Origin of the sequence: Caballeronia sp. LZ065, from assembly GCF_031450975.1 — a bacterium.
In the GTDB taxonomy this organism is placed as follows: Bacteria; Pseudomonadota; Gammaproteobacteria; order Burkholderiales; family Burkholderiaceae; genus Caballeronia.
Map to the genome: position 1 here is coordinate 626,385 of NZ_JARUXV010000001.1, position 19,227 is coordinate 645,611.

Here is a 19,227-nt window from a genome sequence, read left to right on the forward strand (position 1 = left end):
GGTTCGAGATGGACTGTGTGTTTTGCCGTGAAGACGGCGGCGAAGTACTGTGGCAGGACGGCGCGTTGCGCGTCGTCCTCGCCGATGAGCCCGATTGGCCCGGCCTGTGCCGTGTGATCTGGGGTGCGCATGTCGCTGAGATGTCCGATTTGCCGGACCCGGATCGCGCGCGCGTGATGGCCGGCGTGAATGGCGTCGAACGCGTCATGCGCCGGGTGCTGGTGCCTGAGAAAATCAATCTCGCGAGCCTCGGCAATCAAGTGCCGCATGTTCACTGGCACGTCATCCCGCGCTTCTCAAACGACTCCCGCTTTCCGCTGCCGATCTGGGCGCCGCGCCAGCGCACCGTGTCCGAATCGCAACTGTCGAAGCGGCGCGCCCAGGCAACGCTCCTGCGCGAGCAGGTGCGCAACGAACTGAACCAGCAGTTTGGTCATCCATAAGACAAGATCATGAGCGGACTCACTTCAACGACGCCGATTCCCACCGGCGTCGTCGTGCATTCGAAATCACACGTGCTGGAACTGCAATATGGCGACGCGTCGTATCGTGTGCCGTTCGAGTTGCTGCGCGTGTATTCGCCGTCGGCGGAAGTGCAGGGCCACGGGCCGGGACAGGAAACGCTGCAGACCGGCAAGCGCGAGGTGACGATCATCGGCATCGATCCGGTCGGGCACTACGCGCTGCAACTCAATTTTTCAGACGGCCACAATACCGGCATCTACTCCTGGGACATCCTTCACGATCTCGCGTCGCGCCAGGACGAACATTGGCGCGACTATCTGGCGAGACTGGAGGCGGCGGGCGTCGATCGCGACACGCCGATGGCCGTCAAGACGTCCGGCGGCGGTCATTGCCACTGATTCAGTCAAAATGCGGCTGCGGCATATCGCCGCGCACCCGGCGCGGCGATTGCGCGGCTTGGAAAGAACAACAGGTAAGGAAACAGCGCGATGAGCAAGACCCACTTCGGATACGAAACGGTCGACGAGCAGGACAAGGCGAAGAAGGTGGCGGGTGTGTTTCATTCCGTCGCGAGCAACTACGACCTGATGAACGACCTGATGTCCGGCGGACTGCATCGGATCTGGAAGCATTTCACGATCGGGCAAGCCAAAGTGCGGCCGGGCTACAAGGTGCTGGACATCGCGGGCGGGACCGGCGACCTGGCGATGGCCTTCGCCCGGCAGGCCGGCGAGACGGGTGAAGTCTGGCACACGGATATCAACGAATCGATGCTGCGCGTGGGCAGAGACCGGTTGGTGGACAAGGGCGTCATGACCCCGACCCTGCTGTGCGACGCCGAGAAGATTCCGTTCCCGGACAATTATTTCAATATCATTACGGTTGCATTTGGTCTTCGTAACATGACGCACAAGGACCGTGCGCTGGCCGAAATGACGCGCGTGCTCAAGCCGGGCGGGCGGCTGTTGGTGCTGGAATTCTCAAAAGTGTGGGATCCGCTCAAGAAGCCGTACGATATCTACAGTTTCAAGATTTTGCCGTGGCTGGGCGAGAAGGTGGCCAATGATGCGGAGAGCTACCGGTACCTGGCGGAGTCTATCCGGATGCATCCGGACCAGGAAACTTTGAAAACAATGATGGAACAAGCGGGACTGGATCGAGTCGAATATTACAATTTGTCAGGTGGCGTGGTAGCGTTACACGTCGGGACCAAATTTTAGTGTTCCACTCTTCAAAGGATTCGAAATGTCCGATTCGCGCATACCCCAAACCCGGGGTTTCCTGAACGTCTTCTTCAGGAAGGCCGGAATACTGGCGCTGGCTGGCGTTATTGCGGCCGGCGCACTCTTCGCAGAAACGGCGGACGCCAAGCGCATGGGTGGCGGCCGCAGCATGGGCCGGCAGTCGACCACCGCCACACAACAGCATCAGGCGACGCCGCCGTCGCAATCCATGCAGCAAGGCCAGGCCGCGCAGGCACAGCGGGCGCAACCCGCGCCCGCCACGCCGGCCGCCGCGCAACCCGCGCGCAACCGCTGGCTCGGGCCCATCGCCGGTCTGGCGGCCGGTCTCGGCATCGCGGCGCTCCTGTCGCACTTCGGGCTGGGCGAAGCCTTCGCCGGCGCCATGGCGAACATGATCATCATTGCGCTCATCGTGCTGGCCGCGGTCATGCTGTTCCGCTTCATCATGCGCAAGCGTCAAGGTGCTCAGGGCAGCAATACCCCGGCTTACGCCGGTGCAGGCTCGTCCTCGGGTTCGCCGTACGGCGCAAGCGCGCGCACGGGTCTGGACCCGGCGCCGGCGCAAGTGCCGCAGCAATCGGGCGGTTACGGCGCGACGTACATCGAGTCGGCGCAGCAGCAGCAGGTCGTCAATCCGAACGTGCCGGCCGGCTTCGATACCGAAGCGTTCGTGCGTAACGCGAAGGTCTACTTCGTGCGCCTTCAGGACGCCTGGGATCGCGGCAACACGAACGACATCCGCGAGTTCACCACGCCCGAAATGTTCGCGGAAGTGAAGTTGGACGTCGAAGCGCGTGGCAGTGCGCCGAACCGTACCGATGTCGTACAGCTCAACGCCGACGTCCTCGGCGTGGAAGATCGCCCGCAGGAATATCTGGCGAGCGTGCGCTTCCATGGTCTGATTCGCGAGTCGGAAGGATCAGCGGCCGAGCCGTTCGTCGAGGTCTGGAACCTGTCCAAGCAGAAGTCCGGCAATGAAGGCTGGCTGCTGGCAGGCATCCAGCAGGTCAGCTGAGCGCCACCGCGCGCCGGACGCGTCCCGCGCGTCGCGGCGCCGGCGCACTCGCCGGAAACTGGCAAGCGTCAGTGTGATCGCCGGTGGCGGCGGTAGAATATGAACCCGCGCGAGAAGCGTCTCGCGCGGGTTTTTTCATCTCACAGCCGATGACGAACGCAGACGAATTCGCCCGTCCCGCAGCAAACCCCGCCTTGAAGACCGCTTCCGGCGCATTCGCGGCCGCCGTGAATCATCTGCTCGTGCGCGAGCCGTGGGCGTTGGAGCGCCTGAAACCCTATGCCGCCCGACGCGTGAAACTGTCCTGCGCGCCGGTGTCCATCGCCCTCATGGTGCAACCGGACGGCCTGTTCGCTGCGACAACCGAAGCCGAAGCCGCTCAGTTCGACGTCACCATCGCCGTGCCGCTCGACGCGTTGCCCGCCTTCGTTCAAGGCGGTCAGGCGGCCGTGATGAAGCATGTCCGGATCGAGGGCGATGCCGAATTCGCGACCACGCTGGCGAAACTTGCCGAACATCTGCGCTGGGACCCGGAAGAAGACCTGGCGCGCGTGATCGGCGACGCGCCCGCGCATCGGCTGGGCATCATCGCGCGGTCCGTGCAGGAGCAGGCGCAGCGCACCGGGCGCAATCTGTTGGACACGTTCAGCGAGTTTTTCCTCGACGAACGTCCGCAACTCGTGCGCCGCAGCGCGCTCTCGGCCTTCGACGCCGAATTGTCAAAAGCGCGCGATGCGCTGGCACGCGTGGAGAAGCGCATCGAAAGAATCGAACAGGCCAGCGTGACAGCAGGTCAACCCAAGCATCCGGCAAGCGGCGCCTCAGCGCGACCCGGCGGCGAGTCAGTGCGCGACTCGCACGAATAACGAGCTGAAGCGAATCCGAACCATGCGTTTTCTGCGTTTTCTCAAGATATTTTTTACGATCGTCCGCTTCGGGCTCGACGAGCTCGTCATGAGCGGCATCAACGATCGTCGCGTGCGCTACCTGATGCGCATCACGACGTTCGGCCGCCGTTTCGACATCGAGCGCGGCATCCGCCTGCGTCTCGCGCTGGAGAGTCTCGGGCCGATTTTCGTGAAGTTCGGCCAGGTGCTCTCGACGCGTCGCGATCTGCTGCCCGTCGACGTCGCCGACGAACTCGCGAAGCTCCAGGATCAGGTGCCGCCGTTCGATTCCGAGGTCGCGGTGTCGATCATCGAGAAATCGCTCGGCGCGTCCATCGACCAGTTGTTCGACGATTTCGAGCGCGTGCCCGTGGCGAGCGCGTCGATTGCTCAGGTGCATTTCGCCAAGATCAAGAACGGCGAGCACGCGGGCAAGGCGGTGGCGGTAAAGGTGCTGCGGCCGGGCATGTTGCCGGTGATCGATTCGGACCTCGCGTTGCTGCGCGACGTCGCGATCTGGGCCGAACGTCTGTGGCCGGACGGTCGGCGCCTGAAGCCGCGCGAAGTGGTGGCCGAGTTCGACAAATACCTGCACGACGAGCTCGATCTGATGCGCGAGGCCGCCAACGGCAGCCAGTTGCGCCGGAATTTCCAGGGCCTCGATCTGCTGCTGGTGCCGGAAATGTACTGGGATCTGTCCGCGCCGACCGTGCTGGTCATGGAACGCATGGTCGGCGTGCCGATCAGCCAGGTCGAGACGCTGCGCGCGGCGGGCGTGGACATTCCGAAGCTGGCGCGCGAAGGCGTCGAGATCTTTTTCACGCAGGTGTTCCGCGACGGTTTCTTTCACGCCGACATGCATCCGGGCAACATCCAGGTCAGTCTCGACCCGGCGACGTTCGGCCGGTATATCGCGCTGGATTTCGGCATCGTCGGGGCGCTGTCGGACTTCGACAAGAACTACCTCGCGCAGAACTTTCTCGCGTTCTTCAAGCGTGATTACCATCGCGTCGCCACGCTGCATCTCGAGTCCGGCTGGGTGCCGCCGAGCACGCGCGTCGAGGAGCTGGAGAGCGCGATCCGCGCCGTCTGCGAACCGTATTTCGATCGCGCGTTGAAGGACATCTCGCTCGGCCAGGTGCTGATGCGCTTGTTCTCCACATCGCGCCGCTTCAACGTCGAGATCCAGCCGCAACTGGTGCTGCTGCAAAAGACGATGCTGAATGTCGAGGGTCTCGGTCGCTCGCTCGACCCGGAACTCGACCTGTGGAAAACCGCCAAGCCGTATCTTGAGCGCTGGATGAACGAGCAGATCGGCTGGCGCGGCTGGTACGAGCGTCTGCAAATGGAGGCGCCGCAGTGGAGCAAGACGATTCCGCAACTGCCCCGCCTGATCCATCATCTGCTGGCCGAACATCACGACGCGCCCAGGAGCGGCAATGAAGACACGATGCGCCAGCTGCTGGCCGAGCAGAAACGCACTAATCGTCTGCTGATGACGCTGCTGGGCGTTGGACTGATCGCGATAGCGGGTGCGGGCATCGTGATCGCGCAAATGCTGTGGCTCGGCCATCCCTGATCGATTCTCTGGCGCACCCTTTCAGCGAGCCCTCATCATGAGCGATCCGACCCAGCCTGCCGTTCCGGACTTCGAGAACCGCGATCCGAACTCGCCCAGTTTCTGGGACGAGCGTTTCGCCGAGCGCTTCATGCCGTGGGACCAGTCCGGCGTTCCCGAGGCGTTCAAGACTTTCGTCGCGGCGCGCGATGCGCAGAATGTGCTGATTCCGGGCTGCGGCAGCGCGTATGAGGTGCTGTATCTCGCGGAACGCGGCTGGCCGGTCCGGGCGATCGATTTCGCACCGGGCGCGGTCGACGCCGCGCGCAAGCTACTCGGTGCGCACGCGGCGGCGGTGGAACAGGCGGACTTCTTCGCTTATCAGCCGCCATTTGCCATCGACTGGATGTACGAGCGCGCCTTTCTCTGTGCTCTGCCGCGCGATCGCTGGCGGGATTACGCCGAGCGGATGGCCGCGCTGCTGACGCCCGGCGCGCTGCTCGCCGGCTTCTTCTTCATTGGCGCGACGCCGAAAGGGCCGCCGTTCGGCATCGAGCGTGGCGAACTGGACGCGCTGCTCTCGCCGCACTTCGAGCTGATCGAAGAGCGCGAGGTCGGCGACTCGATTCCTGTATTTGCGGGCCGCGAACGCTGGATGACCTGGCGGCGTTCCTGATCCTCGGCCCTTGAATTCGCCGTATCGACCCAGATCTACCAGCCGGCTCACGTCGCGTCCCGGCTTCCTGAAAGTCGCGGGGCAATATTGGTTTGCGGCTATAATTCAAGGCTTTGCAAGCGTCGAAAGATCATTGTAGGAAGAGTGCCATGCCGATTTACGCCTACCGCTGCGCAGACTGCGGCCACGAAAAAGATGTATTGCGCAAACTGAGCGATCCGCCGCTCACGCAGTGTCCCGCGTGCGGAAAGGACTCGTTTTCGAAGCAAGTGACCGCCGCTGGTTTCCAGCTGAAGGGCTCGGGCTGGTACGTCACCGATTTCCGCGGCGGCAACGGCAGCGGCAAGGGCAACAACGGCAAGAGCGATAACGCCGAATCGACCGCCGCCAGTGCGAACGGATCGGACGCTTCGGCGTCGAAAGCGGAAGGCGGCGCGGTGTCCGGCGGCGGCACGGCCGCTCCGGCAAGCGCAGCTTCGGCATCAGAAACGGCCAAGCCTGCGGCGGGCACGTCCGCTTCGTCGGGCAGCGCCGCCTGAGAACGCCACCTGCACCGCCCGAGCGGCCCAAACCTGATGGGCCAGCCGGCGCGCCGTGCAGTCCGAAGCCTTGCAGTGACCTCGCCGAGCGCGCTCCACCGGGCGCGGCTCGCCCGCCAAGCCGAATCTCCCCTGTTTTCGAGAGCCGGCGCAGCCTTCGCCCCGTGTAAATGACGACGAAAAAGACTACGCTGAAATCCGTGTTCCTCACCGGCCTCCTGGTGCTGGTTCCGCTTGCCATTACGCTCTGGGTGCTGGGCCTTGTCATCGGCACCATGGATCAGACGCTGTTGCTGCTGCCGCAGGCCTGGCAGCCGGAACGCGTTGTCGGGTTCCATCTGCCGGGCGTCGGCGCGGTGCTGACGCTGGCTTTTATCTTCATCGTCGGGCTGCTGACACAGAACTTTGTCGGGCAGAAGCTCGTCGGATGGTGGGACGCCGTCCTGCGGCACATTCCCGTGGTCGGCCCGCTGTACACGAGCGTGAAGCAGGTGTCGGACACGCTGCTGTCATCGAGCGGCAATGCCTTCCGCAAGGCGCTGCTGATCGAATACCCGCGCAAGGGCTCGTACACCATCGGTTTTCTCACCGGGATTCCGGGCGGCGACGTGCTCAATCATCTCGATGAAGAACACGTGAGCGTCTATGTCCCGACCACGCCGAACCCGACATCCGGCTTCTTCCTGATGGTGCCGAAAAGCGAGGTCGTCGAACTGGACATGACCGTCGACGCCGCACTGAAGTACATCGTCTCGATGGGCGTGGTGGCCCCCGCGCCGAGCGCGCCGGCGCAGGTAGCGCCTGTCCGCCGCCCCACCGAGCCGCCGATGTAATGCCGGCGCGCGCGCACCGTGAGTCCGCCGAGCGAAAGAGCGAGACCCGAACGCGCGAGCCGTTGATCAACGAACAACGAAAGACACAACATCATGTCGATGCGATCTGAATACTGCGGTCTGGTGACCGAGGCCCGCCTGGGTCAAACCGTCTCGCTGTGCGGCTGGGTGCATCGCCGTCGCGATCACGGCGGCGTTATCTTCATCGACTTGCGCGATCGTGAAGGGCTTGTCCAGGTCGTCTGCGACCCGGACCGCGCCGACATGTTCAAGGTCGCCGAAGGCGTGCGCAACGAGTTCTGCGTGCAGGTGAAGGGCGTCGTGCGCAACCGTCCCGAAGGCACGGTGAACGCGAACCTGACGAGCGGCAAGATCGAAGTGCTGTGCCATGAACTCACCGTGCTGAACGCGTCGGTGACGCCGCCGTTCCAGCTCGATGACGATAATTTGTCGGAAACCACGCGCCTCACGCATCGCGTGCTCGACCTGCGCCGTCCGCAGATGCAGAAGAACCTGCGCCTGCGTTATCGCGTCGCGATGGAAGTGCGCAAGTATCTGGACGAGCAAGGCTTCATCGACATCGAAACGCCGATGCTCACCAAGAGCACGCCGGAAGGCGCACGTGACTACCTGGTGCCGTCGCGTGTGAACGCGGGCCAGTTCTTCGCGTTGCCGCAGTCGCCGCAGCTGTTCAAGCAGCTGCTGATGGTTGCGAACTTCGACCGTTACTACCAGATCACCAAGTGCTTCCGCGACGAAGACCTGCGCGCCGACCGTCAGCCGGAATTCACGCAGATCGATTGCGAAACGTCGTTCCTTACGGAACAGGAAATCCGCGATCTGTTCGAGAACATGATCCGCCACGTCTTCAAGGAAACGATGGACGTCGCGCTGCCGGAGCAGTTCCCGGTCATGCTGTACTCGGAAGCGATGCGCCGCTTCGGCTCGGACAAGCCCGACCTGCGCGTGAAGCTCGAATTCGCGGACCTCACGGATGCCGTGAAGGACGTGGATTTCAAGGTGTTCAGCATGCCGGCCAACTCGAAGGACGGCCGCGTCGCGGCGCTGCGCGTGCCGAAGGGCGGCGAGCTGTCGCGTGGCGATATCGACGGTTACACGGAGTTCGTGCGCATCTACGGTGCGAAGGGTCTCGCGTGGATCAAGGTCAACGACACGACGCGCGGCCGCGACGGCCTGCAAAGCCCGATCGTCAAGAACCTGCATGACGCGGCGCTGGCCGCCATCATGGAGCGCACCGGCGCGCAGAACGGCGACATCATTTTCTTCGCGGCGGATCGCGCGAAGGTCGTGAACGACAGCCTGGGCGCGCTGCGCCTGAAGATCGGCCATTCGGAATTCGGCCGTTCGACCGGCCTGCTCGAAACCGGCTGGAAGCCGCTGTGGGTCATCGACTTCCCGATGTTCGAATACGACGAGGAAGAGAATCGCTACGTGGCCGCGCATCACCCGTTCACGAGCCCGAAGGACGAGCATCTCGAGTATCTGGAAACGGACCCGGGCCGCTGCCTTGCGAAGGCCTACGACATGGTGCTGAACGGCTGGGAAATCGGCGGCGGTTCGGTGCGGATCTTCCAGGAAGACGTGCAGAGCAAGGTGTTCCGCGCGCTGAAGATCAGCGCTGAGGAAGCGCGCCTGAAGTTCGGCTTCCTGCTCGACGCGCTGCAGTACGGCGCGCCGCCGCATGGCGGTATCGCGTTTGGTCTGGACCGCGTGGTCACGCTGATGTCCGGCGCCGATTCGATCCGCGACACCATCGCCTTCCCGAAGACGCAGCGCGCGCAGGATCTGCTCACGCAGGCGCCGAGCGAAGTCGACGAGCGCCAGCTGCGTGAGTTGCACATCCGTCTGCGTCAGCCGGAGCAGAAAGCACACTAAGCACGAAGCACGTGACTTTGTCGATGTGATGAAAAAGGCGCTCAATGCGCCTTTTTTACTTTTTGCGTTACAGTCTTTGGGCCAAAGACAAAACAGAGCAACGCGTTCACACCGACATGCAGAAGCCGCCCAAAATCCCCGAATCCGTGTTGGTCGTCATTCATACACCGGAGCTCGATGTGCTCGTCATCGAGCGCGCGGATCACAAGGGTTTCTGGCAATCGGTGACGGGCTCGAAGGACCGCCTTGACGAGCCGTTCGCGGAAACCGCCGCGCGCGAGGTGGAGGAAGAGACGGGCATCGTGATCGGCGGCAGTCTCGTGCCGGAGCGGGCGCTGCTCGACTGGCATCACAGCATCCAGTACGACATCTATCCGCAGTGGCGGCATCGCTATGCGGAAGGCGTCACGCGCAACACCGAGCATCAGTTCAGCCTGCTCGTGCCGCATTGTCTCGAAGTGATCCTCGCCCCGCGCGAACACACCGCGCACCGCTGGTTGCCGTTGCGCGAGGCCGCCGACGCCTGTTTCTCGTGGTCGAACCGGGAAGCGATCCTGCAATTGCCCGAACGCCTCGCGGCGCATAACCGATGATCGGCGTGCGTCCCACGCGCAGTTTCAAACGGCTCCGCCAGGCCATGTTCTCCGGGCGTCGCCCGTCGCGCTTCTGCTTTACCGCCGGCAACCACGTGCGCATCTTCAAGGGCGGCGTGCAGTTCTTTCCGGCGCTGATCGAACGCATCGACGCGGCGCGCCATTCGGTCTCGCTCGAAACCTACATCTTCGCCAACGACGACATCGGCCGCGCCGTGTCCGACGCGCTCATCCGCGCCGCGGACCGAGGCGTCAAGGTGCGCGTGATCACGGACGGCATCGGCACCGAAAGCAAGCTGCCGATGTTCACGCTGTGGCAAGAACGGAGCGTCGAGCATCGCATCTACAACCCGCATCTGCTGTTCGGGCCGCAGGGCTGGTCGCGCACACATCGCAAGCTCGCGCTGATCGACGACACTTACGCGTATTGCGGCGGCATCAACATCGTCGACGATTACGACCAGAACGGCACGCAACTGGAACGTCCGCGCTGGGACTTTGCGATGGAAGCGCAAGGACCGGTCGTGAAAGACGTGCGCGAGGCGTTCGAGACGCAATGGCAGCGCATCCGGCTCGGCGTGAAGCCGCCGCAAAAGGAAACGCCGCCGGGCTGCGAACCCGAGGCGCAGCCGAGCCGCTGGAGCGCGAAGCGCGCGATGGTGGCGCGCCGGCGCGCGCGTCTCGGCGAGATCCATGCAGTGGACCGGCCGTGCGTGGCGTTCGTCGCGCGCGACAATCTGCTGAACCGGCGCGCCATCGAAAAAGCCTATTTGCGCGCCATCGCCCACGCTGAACGCGAAGTGTTGCTTGCGAATCCTTATTTCATGCCGGGCCGCCGGCTGCGCCGCGCGCTCGTGTATGCAGCGAAACGAGGCGTGCGCGTGTCGCTGGTGATCGGGCGCAAGGAGTTCGTCGCGCTCGATTACGCGACGCCGTTTCTCTACGGCAATCTGTTGAAACACGGCGTGCGAATCGCGGAGTACGAGAAGACCATGCTGCACGGCAAGGTCGCCGTGGTCGATGCAGACTGGGCGACCATCGGCTCATCGAACCTCGACGCGCTCTCGCTCGTGCTCAACAACGAAGCCAACATGGTGCTCGTCAATCATCCTGAAATCGCAGGATTGCACGACGCGATTCTTAAAGCCTTCGACGAAGGCCGGCGCATCGACGAAAAACATTATGTGGCGCGTCCCATTACGGAGCGCGTGCTTAATTGGTTTGCCTATAACACGTATCGTCTGATGATGAAGGTCATCACCATCGGGCAGTACGATTAATCTGCCATTTCACAACGATTGCGCAAGAATATCTATTTTAGAAACGCGCACGTGGCTCCCACGAACTGGGAACTCGGGCAGTCACTTACAGGCAGTCCGTATTTAAAACGCGACAATGTGCGCGGGCAATGTTGAGACTTATCCTAAAGACATCGCTCGACTGTTTTTAGATTCGCGTTTCTAAAAAATTGCTTGTTTCACCTCGGTCCGGCCATAATAATAGAACGGCCGTTCGATTTCACGGGTCACATAAGAACGGTAGGGACATCATGCGAAAAGGCGAACAGACGCGGGCCGCGATTCTCGACGCAGCGCTGGACTTGGCGAGTCGGGACGGTCTGGAAGGGCTGACCATCGGCCTTCTGGCCGAGCGGATGCAGATGAGCAAGAGCGGTGTGTTTGCGCATTTCGGGTCGCGCGAGGATTTGCAGGTGGAGGTGGTGCGCGAGTACCACCGGCGCTTCGAGGATGAAGTGTTCTTTCCGAGCCTGCGCGAAGCACGCGGCCTGCCGCGTTTGCGCGCGATGATGAATCGCTGGATGGAAAAGCGCATCCAGGAAGTGACCACGGGTTGTATCTATATCAGCGGGGCGGTCGAGTACGACGACCGTGCCGCGAGCGCGGTGCGCGAGCAGTTGGTGCACAGCGTGAGCATGTGGCGCGAGGCGTTGTTGCGCGCGATCCGCCAGTCGAAGGACGAGGGGCATCTGAAGCCGGAGACCGATCCGCAACTGATGCTTTTCGAGCTGTACAGCTTTACGCTCGGCCTGCATCACGACGCGCGCTTCCTGCATCTTCCGGAAGCCGTGCAACTGACGCGGGACGCGCTGGAAAAAACGATCGTCTCGTATCAGTTGCCGCGTACGCCTGCCGAAGCCGGGATGCTGCCCGGCGCGAACGTGACGGTCAATCTGACTTCGCAACACACCGACACGCGTTAGCGGCGCCGCACGGAAACACAGGCTTGAGCGGTCCGGCGGCGCGCAACGAGAAGCCTCGAAAACTGGAGAGACTCATGGGACAGTACGCCGCCCCCCTTCGCGACATGCAATTCGTGCTGCACGAAGTGCTGAACGTCGAAGCCGAACTGAAAAGCATGCCCAGCCATGCGGACCTCGACGCCGACACCATTAACCAGGTGCTCGAGGAAGCCGGCAAGTTCTGCTCGGAAGTGGTGTTTCCGCTCAACCAGAGCGGCGATCGCGAAGGCTGCACCTACGAGGGCGACGGCGTCGTGAAGGCGCCGGCGGGTTTCAAGGAAGCCTACCGGCAGTACGTGGAGGCCGGCTGGCCGGCACTGGGCTGCGATCCCGAGTATGGCGGCCAGGGTCTGCCCGCGTTCGTCAACAACGCGCTCTATGAGATGCTCAACTCCGCGAATCAGGCCTGGACGATGTACCCGGGCCTGTCGCACGGCGCATACGAATGCCTGCATGCACATGGCACGCCGGAGCAGAAATCGGTGTATCTGACGAAGCTCGTCTCGGGCGTATGGACTGGCACGATGTGCCTGACCGAACCGCAATGCGGAACGGACCTCGGTATTCTGCGCACGAAGGCCGAACCGAACGCCGACGGCTCCTTCGCGCTCACCGGCACGAAGATCTTCATTTCGAGCGGCGAGCACGACATGGCCGAGAACATCGTCCATCTGGTGCTGGCGCGTCTGCCGGGCGCGCCGACGGGCACCAAGGGCATCTCGCTCTTTATCGTGCCCAAATTCGTGCCGGACGCGAGCGGTGCGCCGGGTGCACGCAACGGCATCAAGTGCGGCTCGATCGAGCACAAGATGGGCATTCACGGCAACGCGACCTGCGTGATGAATCTCGACGGCGCGCAGGGCTGGCTCGTCGGAGAAGAAAACAAAGGCTTGAACGCGATGTTCGTGATGATGAATGCCGCGCGCCTGGGCGTCGGCATGCAGGGGCTCGGCCTCACTGAAGTCGCGTATCAGAACTCGCTCGTGTACGCGAAGGAGCGTCTGCAAATGCGCTCGCTGACCGGCCCGAAGGCGCCGGACAAGCCCGCCGATCCGATCATCGTGCATCCCGACGTGCGCCGCATGCTGCTCACCCAAAAGGCCTATGCCGAAGCGGGCCGCGCGTTCAGCTACTGGGCGGCGCTGAACATCGACAAGGAGCTCTCCCATTCGGACGAAGCCGTGCGCCGCGAGGCCGCGGATTTTGTCGCGCTGCTGACGCCGGTCATCAAGGCCTTCCTGACCGACAACGCCTTTGAAGGCACGAACATGGGCATGCAGATCTACGGCGGCCATGGCTTCATTTCCGAATGGGGCATGGAGCAGTACGTGCGGGACGCGCGCATCAACATGATCTACGAGGGCACGAATTCCATTCAGGCGCTCGACCTGCTCGGCCGCAAGATCCTGGGCGACATGGGCGAGAAGCTCAAGCGCTTCGGCAAGCTGGTGGCGGATTTCGTCGAGCAGGAAGGCGTGAAGCCGGAGATGCAGGAGTTTATCAACCCGCTCGCGGATATCGGCGAAAAGGTGCAGAAACTCACGATGGAAATCGGCATGAAGGCGATGCAGAACCCCGACGAAGTGGGCGCGGCCGCGGTGCCGTATCTGCGCACGGTCGGCCATCTGGTGTTCTCGTACTTCTGGGCGCGCATGGCGCGCGTCGCGCTGGACAACGCCGCATCGGGCGATGCCTTCTACAAGGCCAAGCTCGCCACCGCGCGTTTCTATTACGCCAAGCTGCTGCCGGAAACGGCTTCGACCATCCGCGCCGCGCGCGCCGGCGCCAAGCCGATGATGGACTACGACGAAGCGCTGTTCTGAGCGAGTCTCACGCACGCCGCGAGATCCCTGATGGAACGCGGCGTGCGCCACGCCTTTCATTTCGAAGCAAACCCGTCATCCCGGAGGCTTACCCGTGAGCACCCTCAACATTCGCAAAGTCGCCGTGCTCGGCGCGGGCGTGATGGGCGCGCAGATTGCCGCGCACCTGATCAACGCGCGCGTGCCCGTCCTGCTCTTCGATCTTCCCGCGAAGGAAGGCCCGAAGAACGGCATTGCGCTGAAGGCCATCGAGAACCTGAAGAAGCTGTCGCCGGCGCCGTTCGGCATCAAGGAAGACGCGCACTACATCGAGCCGGCGAACTACGATGACGACATCGCCAGGCTCGCCGAGTGCGATCTCGTGATCGAGGCGATTGCCGAGCGCATGGACTGGAAGCACGATCTCTACAAGAAGGTGTCGCCGCACCTCGCGCCGCACGCGATCTTCGCGAGCAACACCTCGGGCCTGTCGATCACGGCGTTGTCGGAGGGCTTTTCGGATGAGCTGAAGGCGCGCTTCTGCGGCGTGCATTTCTTCAATCCGCCGCGCTACATGCATCTGGTCGAACTGATCCCGACCGCGGCGACGCAACCCGCCATTCTCGACCAGCTCGAAACCTTCCTGACGAGCGTGATCGGCAAGGGCGCGGTGCGCGCGAAGGACACGCCGAATTTCATTGCGAACCGCGTCGGCGTGTTTTCGATTCTCGCGGTGATCGCGGAAGCGGAGAAGTTCGGCCTGCGTTTCGACGAAGTCGACGACCTCACCGGCGCGCGTCTTGGCCGCGCCAAGTCGGCGACCTTCCGCACGGCGGATGTCGTCGGGCTCGACACCATGGCGCACGTCATCAAGACGATGCAGGACAACCTGCCGGACGACCCGTTCTTCGCCGTCTACAAGACGCCGCCCGTGCTGGAAGCGCTCGTGAAGAACGGCGCGCTCGGTCAGAAGACGGGCGCGGGCTTCTATCGCAAGGAAGGCAAGTCGATCAAGGTGCTCGATCCGAAGACGGCGCAATACGTCGAGGGCGGCGCGAAGGCCGACGAGCTGATCGGCCGCATTCTCAAGCGTCCGCCGGCCGAGCGCTTCAAGCTGCTGCGCGAGACCGACAACCAGCAGGCGCAATTCCTGTGGGCGATCTTCCGCGACGTGTTCCACTACATCGCGGTGCATCTGGAATCGATCGCGGACAACGCGCGCGACGTCGATCTCGCGATCCGCTGGGGCTTCGGCTGGAACCAGGGGCCGTTCGAGAGCTGGCAGGCGGCGGGCTGGCAGCAGGTCGCGCGCTGGGTGCAGGAAGACATCGATGCGGGCAAGGCGCTCTCGAACGCGCCGCTGCCGGCATGGGTGCTCGACGGCCCCGTCGCGGAGAAGGGCGTGCATTCGGACGAAGGCTCGTGGTCGCCCAGCTCGAAGCGGTTCGAACCGCGCTCGACGCTGCCCGTCTACGGCAAGCAGGTGTTTCGCGCGCCGCTGGTCGGCGAGACCGGCGCCGATCCGAAGACCTACGGCAAGACGCTGTTCGAGACCGAGAGCGTGCGCGCGTGGCTCGACAGCGATCAGGGCGACATCGTGATCGTCTCGTTCAAGACGAAGATGAACACGATCGGGCCGGGTGTGATCGACGGCCTTACGCAGTCCATCGAACTCGCCGAGAAGGCGTATCGCGGCGTGGTGATCTGGCAGCCGACCTCGCTGCAGCTCGGCGCGCCGGGCGGCCCGTTCTCGGCGGGCGCGAATCTCGAAGAGGCGATGCCGGCGTTCATGATGGGCGGCGCCAAGGGCATCGAGCCGTTCGTCGCGAAGTTCCAGCAAGGCATGCTGCGCGTGAAGTACGCGAACGTGCCGGTGGTGGCGGCGGTGTCGGGCCTCGCGCTGGGCGGCGGCTGCGAGCTGCTGTTGCAGTCGGCGAAGCGCGTGGCGCACGTCGAGAGCTATATCGGGCTGGTTGAAGTGGGCGTCGGCCTGGTGCCGGCGGGCGGCGGCCTGAAGGAAGCGGCGTTGCGCGCGGCGGAGGCGGCGGCCGCCGTCAATGCCACCAGCGATCTGCTCAAGTTTCTGCAGAAGCCATTCGAAAACGCGGCGATGGCGAAAGTCTCGTCCTCCGCCTTCGACGCCCGCGCAATGGGCTATCTGAAGCCCACCGACACCATCGTCTTCAACGTGCACGAGTTGCTCGACATTGCGAAGAAGGAAGCGCGCGCGTTGAGCGATGCCGGCTACCGGCCGCCGTTGCGCGTGAAGCAGGTGCCGGTGGCGGGGCGCTCGGCAATCGCGACGATCAAGGCGTCGCTTGTCAACATGCGCGACGGCCGCTTCATCAGCGAACACGACTATCTGATCGCGAGCCGCATCGCGGAAGCGGTGTGCGGCGGGGAAGTGGAGGCAGGCAGTCTCGTCGACGAGGAATGGCTCCTCGCGCTCGAGCGCCGCGCCTTCGTCGACCTGCTCGGCACGCAGAAGACGCAGGAGCGGATCATGGGCATGTTGCAGACCGGCAAGCCGGTCCGTAACTGACGCGCGCGACATACAGGAGCTGCACACAATGAGCAAACAACTGCAAGACGCATACATCGTCGCCGCGAGCCGCACGCCGATCGGCAAGGCGCCGCGCGGCGTGTTCAAGAACACGCGTCCGGACGAACTGCTGGTCCACGCGATCAAAAACGCCGTCACGCAAGTGCCTGGACTCGATATGAGCGTGATCGAGGACGCCATCATCGGTTGCGCGATTCCCGAGGCCGAGCAAGGCCTCAACGTGGCGCGCATGGGCGCGTTGCTGGCGGGCCTGCCGAATACGGTCGGCGGCGTCACGGTGAACCGCTTCTGCGCGTCCGGCCTGACGGCGCTCGCCATGGCGGCCGACCGCATTCGTGTCGGCGAGGCCGATGCGATGATCGCGGGCGGCTGCGAATCGATGAGCATGGTGCCGATGATGGGCAACAAGCCCTCGCTGTCGCCGCATATCTTCGAGCGCAATGAGGACGTCGGCATCGCGTACGGCATGGGTCTGACGGCGGAGAAGGTCGCGGAGCGCTGGAAGGTGAGCCGCGAGGCGCAGGACGCGTTCGCGGCGGAGTCGCATCGGCGCGCGCTGGCTGCACAGCAGGCGGGCGAATTCGCCGACGAAATCGCCGCCTACACGCTCAACGAGCGCTTTCCGGATCTGGCCTCGGGCCAGGTGCGCATCAACGCGCGCGAGATCGCACTCGACGAAGGTCCGCGCGCCGAGACCTCGGTGGAAGGACTCGGCAAACTGCGTCCGGTGTTCGCCAACAAGGGCTCGGTCACGGCCGGCAACAGTTCGCAGACGTCGGACGGCGCGGGCGCGCTGATCGTCGTGTCGGAGAAGATCCTGAAGCAGTTCAACCTGACGCCGCTCGCGCGCTTCGTCAGCTTCGCGGTGCGCGGCGTGCCGCCGGAAATCATGGGCATCGGGCCGAAGGAAGCCATTCCGGCCGCGCTGAAAGCTGCGGGCCTGAAGCAGGACGATCTCGACTGGATCGAACTGAACGAGGCCTTCGCCGCTCAGGCGCTCGCGGTGATCGGCGATCTCGGTCTCGACACCACGAAGGTCAATCCGCTCGGCGGCGCGATCGCGCTGGGCCATCCGCTTGGCGCGACCGGCGCGATTCGCGCGGCGACGGTCGTCCACGGCCTGCGCCGGCGCAACCTGAAGTACGGCATGGTGACGATGTGCGTCGGCACCGGCATGGGCGCGGCGGGGATCATCGAACGGCTTTGACGCGAACGGTGCGCGAGCCGGGGGTCGTTCAAAGGCTCGCGCACGGTACAAGGAGACAGCGCATGGAGATTCAGATCGAACGCGCGGACGGCGTGCTGAGCATCGTGCTCAATCGTCCGGACAAGAAGAACGCGATCACCGCGCCGATGTATCAGGAAATGGCCGATGGCCTGTATGAAGCCGAGATGGACCCGACCGTGCGCGCGGCGCTGCTTCGCGCGAACGGCGGCGTCTTCAGCGCGGGCAACGATCTCGACGACTTCCTCAACGATCCGCCCAAGGGCCTCGACGCGCCCGTGTTCCAGTTCCTGCGGCGCCTGAGCGCCTTCCCCAAGCCGCTGGTCGCGGCGGTGGGCGGCACGGCGGTGGGCATCGGCACGACGATGCTCCTGCATTGCGATCTCGTCTACGGCAGTCCGAACGCGAAGTTCTCGCTGCCGTTCGCACAGCTCGGCCTGTGTCCGGAGGCGGCGTCGAGCCTGCTGTTGCCGCGCGTCGCGGGCTATCAGCGCGCGGCGGAAAAGCTGCTGCTGGGCGAGGCGTTCGACGTGAACGAGGCAATCGCGATGGGCTTCGTGAACGGCGCAATCGATGCCGCGCAACTCGACGCCTATGCCTTTGAAAAAGCGAGGCGGCTCGCGTTGCTGCCGGCGTCGTCGCTGCGCGTGACCAAGTCGCTGATGAAGGGCGCGCAGTCCGGCGAAGTGACCGCGCGCATGGCAGACGAAGCGGCGCATTTCTCCCGCATGCTGGCCGCGCCCGAGGCCCGCGAGGCGTTCCAGGCGTTCTTCGAGAAGCGCAAACCGAACTTCAGCCAGTTCGAGTGAGCCGCTTTACTCGACGTCGTATTCGACGAAGCTGTTTTCGCGCGCGAAGCTGACGAGCCGCAAGCCCGCCTGTTTCGCGATGGCGATGGCCAGTGACGTAGGCGCGGAGATGGTCGCGATCATCGGCACGCCGACGCGCGCCGACTTGCGCACGAGCTCGTAGCTCGCGCGGCTCGACAGGAACACGAAGCCTTGCGTCGTGTCCTGCCGCTGCAGGACCAGATGGCCGATGAGCTTGTCGAGCGCGTTGTGACGCCCGACGTCCTCGAACGCGCAGCGGATCGCGCCCGTTTCATCGCACCACGCGGCGGCGTGCAGGCCACCCGTCAGCTTCGAGAGCACCTGATGCGCGGACAGTTCGCGCGCCGCGCGTTCGATGGCATCGGGTGCGAGACGCGCGAGGAAACCGGTATCGGGCACGCGTTCGGGTTGCAGATCCAGCAACTCGATGCTTTCGATTCCGCACACGCCACAGCCGGTCCGGCCGGCCATGGCGCGACGCTTGTCCTTCAGCGCCATGAACGACTGCTGCACGACTTGCAGCTGCACTTCGGCATGCGGCAGCACGTCGCCATGATCGTGGAAAGTGACCTCGATGTCATGCATGTCGCTGCCGCGTTCGATGATGCCCTCGGTCAGCGAGAAGCCCACGGCGAACGCTTCGAGATCGCGCGGCGTACACATCATGACCGCGTGCGAGATGCCGTTGTACACCAGCGCGACCGGCCATTCCTGGCCGACCTGGTCGGCCGCCACCGCGCTTGCGCCCGCGCGATGCCGGCGCACCGGACGCTCGACGAAGCCGGGTTGATCGTCGGTTTCGAGTTGGCTCACTTCTACTGCTCCTGACCGCTTCTTCGAG

The 19,227-nt window shown here is 63.9% G+C and carries 18 protein-coding genes; 17 read left to right on the forward strand and 1 reads right to left on the reverse strand.

The window, feature by feature from the left end; all coding sequences use genetic code 11:
- The first annotated feature begins 8 nt into the window (after positions 1-8).
- The 17 genes from QCE63_RS02965 (at position 9) to QCE63_RS03045 (ending at position 18,365) form a co-directional block, all read left to right on the forward strand.
- Entirely contained in the window at positions 9-443 is a 435-nt protein-coding gene (locus QCE63_RS02965; protein WP_309830375.1) for an HIT family protein, read from the forward strand.
- A 9-nt stretch (positions 444-452) separates the two neighbouring features.
- Entirely contained in the window at positions 453-863 is a 411-nt protein-coding gene (locus tag QCE63_RS02970; RefSeq protein WP_309830378.1) for a DUF971 domain-containing protein, read from the forward strand.
- A 90-nt stretch (positions 864-953) separates the two neighbouring features.
- The gene (ubiE, locus tag QCE63_RS02975) at positions 954-1,685 is read left to right on the forward strand and encodes a bifunctional demethylmenaquinone methyltransferase/2-methoxy-6-polyprenyl-1,4-benzoquinol methylase UbiE (protein WP_309830379.1); all 732 of its coding nucleotides are present in this window, start codon (positions 954-956) and stop codon (positions 1,683-1,685) included.
- A gap of 25 nt (positions 1,686-1,710) precedes the next feature.
- Positions 1,711-2,724: a Tim44-like domain-containing protein gene (locus QCE63_RS02980; RefSeq protein WP_309830381.1), complete on the forward strand. Its 1,014-nt coding sequence runs from the start codon at positions 1,711-1,713 to the stop codon at positions 2,722-2,724.
- 149 nt (positions 2,725-2,873) lie between these two features.
- A complete protein-coding gene (locus QCE63_RS02985) occupies positions 2,874-3,590 on the forward strand; it encodes an SCP2 domain-containing protein (RefSeq protein WP_404990078.1) in 717 nt (238 codons plus the stop codon).
- Between the two features lie 22 nt (positions 3,591-3,612).
- Complete coding sequence (ubiB, locus tag QCE63_RS02990) at positions 3,613-5,190, forward strand: ubiquinone biosynthesis regulatory protein kinase UbiB (protein WP_309830385.1); 1,578 nt, start codon at positions 3,613-3,615, stop codon at positions 5,188-5,190.
- Between the two features lie 37 nt (positions 5,191-5,227).
- A complete protein-coding gene (locus tag QCE63_RS02995) occupies positions 5,228-5,845 on the forward strand; it encodes a methyltransferase domain-containing protein (protein ID WP_309830388.1) in 618 nt (205 codons plus the stop codon).
- Between the two features lie 149 nt (positions 5,846-5,994).
- Positions 5,995-6,384, forward strand: coding sequence for a zinc ribbon domain-containing protein (locus QCE63_RS03000; RefSeq protein WP_309830390.1), 390 nt, complete (start codon positions 5,995-5,997; stop codon positions 6,382-6,384).
- Positions 6,385-6,554: 170 nt separating this feature from the next.
- Positions 6,555-7,217, forward strand: coding sequence for a DUF502 domain-containing protein (locus QCE63_RS03005; RefSeq protein WP_309830393.1), 663 nt, complete (start codon positions 6,555-6,557; stop codon positions 7,215-7,217).
- Positions 7,218-7,310: 93 nt separating this feature from the next.
- Positions 7,311-9,113, forward strand: a complete 1,803-nt coding sequence (gene aspS / locus QCE63_RS03010) for an aspartate--tRNA ligase (protein WP_309830396.1) — start codon at positions 7,311-7,313, stop codon at positions 9,111-9,113.
- Between the two features lie 116 nt (positions 9,114-9,229).
- Positions 9,230-9,706, forward strand: coding sequence for a dihydroneopterin triphosphate diphosphatase (gene nudB, locus QCE63_RS03015; protein ID WP_309830398.1), 477 nt, complete (start codon positions 9,230-9,232; stop codon positions 9,704-9,706).
- 44 nt (positions 9,707-9,750) lie between these two features.
- On the forward strand, positions 9,751-10,986 hold the full coding sequence (locus tag QCE63_RS03020; RefSeq protein ID WP_309833662.1) for a phospholipase D-like domain-containing protein: 1,236 nt from the start codon (positions 9,751-9,753) through the stop codon (positions 10,984-10,986).
- A 269-nt stretch (positions 10,987-11,255) separates the two neighbouring features.
- A complete protein-coding gene (locus QCE63_RS03025) occupies positions 11,256-11,927 on the forward strand; it encodes a TetR/AcrR family transcriptional regulator (protein WP_309830401.1) in 672 nt (223 codons plus the stop codon).
- Positions 11,928-12,001: 74 nt separating this feature from the next.
- Complete coding sequence (locus QCE63_RS03030; RefSeq protein ID WP_309830403.1) at positions 12,002-13,789, forward strand: acyl-CoA dehydrogenase C-terminal domain-containing protein; 1,788 nt, start codon at positions 12,002-12,004, stop codon at positions 13,787-13,789.
- A gap of 94 nt (positions 13,790-13,883) precedes the next feature.
- Positions 13,884-16,310 carry a 3-hydroxyacyl-CoA dehydrogenase/enoyl-CoA hydratase family protein gene (locus QCE63_RS03035; protein ID WP_309830405.1) on the forward strand — a complete coding sequence of 809 codons (2,427 nt, stop codon included), beginning with the start codon at positions 13,884-13,886 and terminating at the stop codon, positions 16,308-16,310.
- Between the two features lie 28 nt (positions 16,311-16,338).
- Positions 16,339-17,538, forward strand: coding sequence for an acetyl-CoA C-acyltransferase (locus QCE63_RS03040; protein WP_309830407.1), 1,200 nt, complete (start codon positions 16,339-16,341; stop codon positions 17,536-17,538).
- A 62-nt stretch (positions 17,539-17,600) separates the two neighbouring features.
- The gene (locus tag QCE63_RS03045) at positions 17,601-18,365 is read left to right on the forward strand and encodes an enoyl-CoA hydratase (protein ID WP_309830408.1); all 765 of its coding nucleotides are present in this window, start codon (positions 17,601-17,603) and stop codon (positions 18,363-18,365) included.
- 6 nt (positions 18,366-18,371) lie between these two features.
- On the opposite strand, the gene fdhD is transcribed toward QCE63_RS03045, so the two are convergent.
- On the reverse strand, positions 18,372-19,199 hold the full coding sequence (gene fdhD, locus QCE63_RS03050) for a formate dehydrogenase accessory sulfurtransferase FdhD (protein ID WP_309830410.1): 828 nt from the start codon (positions 19,197-19,199) through the stop codon (positions 18,372-18,374).
- Positions 19,200-19,227 lie beyond the last annotated feature (28 nt).